Origin of the sequence: Stenotrophomonas sp. 2YAF22 (genome assembly GCF_052114665.1) — a bacterium.
In the GTDB taxonomy this organism is placed as follows: domain Bacteria; phylum Pseudomonadota; class Gammaproteobacteria; order Xanthomonadales; family Xanthomonadaceae; genus Stenotrophomonas; species Stenotrophomonas indicatrix.
This window is the reverse complement of the sequence record NZ_JBFRFE010000728.1, coordinates 1-1903: the sequence shown is the minus strand read 5'-3', so window position 1 is coordinate 1903 and position 1903 is coordinate 1. Positions and strand designations below refer to the sequence as shown.

At 69.3% G+C, this 1903-nt stretch carries 2 protein-coding genes; both read right to left on the bottom strand.

From position 1 onward, the window contains the following. Window positions 1-789: ESPR-type extended signal peptide-containing protein (locus tag AB4Y84_RS20475; protein WP_442250799.1), on the bottom strand; the 789-nt coding region annotated here is incomplete at its 3' end. A gap of 195 nt (window positions 790-984) precedes the next feature. Then, on the bottom strand, window positions 985-1903 hold a 919-nt coding region (locus tag AB4Y84_RS20470), incomplete at its 5' end, for a YadA family autotransporter adhesin (RefSeq protein WP_442250798.1).

Here is a 1903-nt window from a genome sequence, read left to right as displayed (position 1 = left end):
GTCCTGGGTGCCATCGGCCATGCTCTCGATGCCACGGCGTGCGGTGGTTGAACCCAGCGCAACCGTGGCGTTGCCGCGGCTGACCGAACCGGCGCCGATGGCAACACTGTTGGCGTGCGTGGCGCGGGCGCCTGCGCCGATCGCGGAGGAGTATTGCCCGGTGGCGGTAGCAGCGCGCCCCAGGGCAATGCCTCGCTCGCCGGTGGCTACTGCCGCCGACCCCAATGCGGTCACCACGGTACCGGCACCGTTGGCCTGGAAGCCAATCGCGGTCGCGTTCCAGGTGGTTCGCGTGCTGGCGCCCAGCGAGGTCGCGCCACTGGCGCCCGAGCCGTTCTGACTGTCTGCGGCGGCACCGAAGCCGATCGACACAGCGTTGCTGCCGGCGGCCACCGTGTTGCTGYCCAGTGCGATGGCACCGTTGTTGGCGCCATTGCTGGCCGGTCGCGCAACGGCGTTGCTACCGATAGCGATCATGTTGATGCCGTTGACGCTGGCGGCAGTGGCATTGCTGCCGGTGTTCACCAACAGCAGGCTGTCATCGGTTGCAGCCAACGGCAGGGCGCCACGCGGCGTGGCGGGGTCCAGGCAGGCGCCTTCCTGCGGTTCGTACGGTGCGCTGCACAGTACCTGCTGGATGTCGCTGGCAAGCACGTTTGGCGCGACCATCGCGAGGAGCAAGGCGGCGACGCCCGCACCCGCGCGACGGCGACGGCCCCGGGCCAGTTCCGAGGCGACCACCCACTTGCCGATGGCCGCGTTCCAGACGATGCGATAGATGCAGTTCATGGTCGTTCTCCGAGGGCGCAAGCGCCCATTGGGGGTGGCAGCAGGCCGTTCCAGCCATGGCCAGATACTAGGCAAGCGCCCCCCGATGGCGTATCGGACGCGGCCTAAAGCGCGCCCGGATACACCCGTGGAATGGTTTGTGATTCAGCGGGTTGCGGCGGGGTGCGACGTGAGCCGGCGCACCCCGCTCCGGGTTCAGTCGCCCAGCACCACGCCGACGCCCATGCGGAAGATCGGCTTGTCGCCGCGCGCCATGGACGCGCCACCGTTGACATTGACGCGCCCGTTGTCGCTCCAGCGCGACACGCCCACGCCCATCGCCGTTTCGCTACGGTAATTGGCCAGGTTCGCGTTGATGGTGGTCTTGCCCGGCAGGTACGGCGTCATCGGCGCCAGCGCAGCGGCTGCGGCGATTCCCCGGTTGGCCTGGCGGTTGACCTGGTCCAGACGCTGCTCCAGGCCGCTCCAGGCATCCTGCACGCGCTCGTCGGCATACGCCTTGGCGTCGTGTACACCCTGTTGCAGCTGGCCCACGTTCACCGCATCGGTGGCCTGCACGCCGGCCGCCACGTTGGTGATCTGGCGCTCGCCGCCTTCGCGGCCGATCGACACGCTGTTCTCGCGGTCGGCCACCGAACCGGCACCCAGCGCAACACTGTTGTCGGCCCGGGCTTCCGCACCCGCACCCGCCGCCACGCTGCCCTGGCCGATGGCCTGGGCGGGGTTGTCACCGGCCTGATCGCCGGGCTGCGGATTCGCACCGTAGTACGGCGGATTGCCGCCACTGGCATCGCCCACTTCCAGTGCGCCGACGCGGCCATCCAGATCGCCGATACGGCCCTGCAGCTGGTCACGCAGGGCGGCCAGCTGGCCACCGTTCACGGCCTCGCGGCTGCCTGCACCCACACGACCATCGGCCACGTTGGACAATACGGTGCCATTGGCGCCGCCGAAAGTGACCTGTGCACGCTGGCTGCCGGCATCGTAGGTCACCGCGTCCAGCATCTGCCCGCCATCGCCGACCAGCCCGGCCGCCTTCAGCTGGCGCAGGTTCACCGCATCGGTATCCTCGCTGCCATCGGCCACATGGGTGATCTGGCGTTCGGCACCGGCC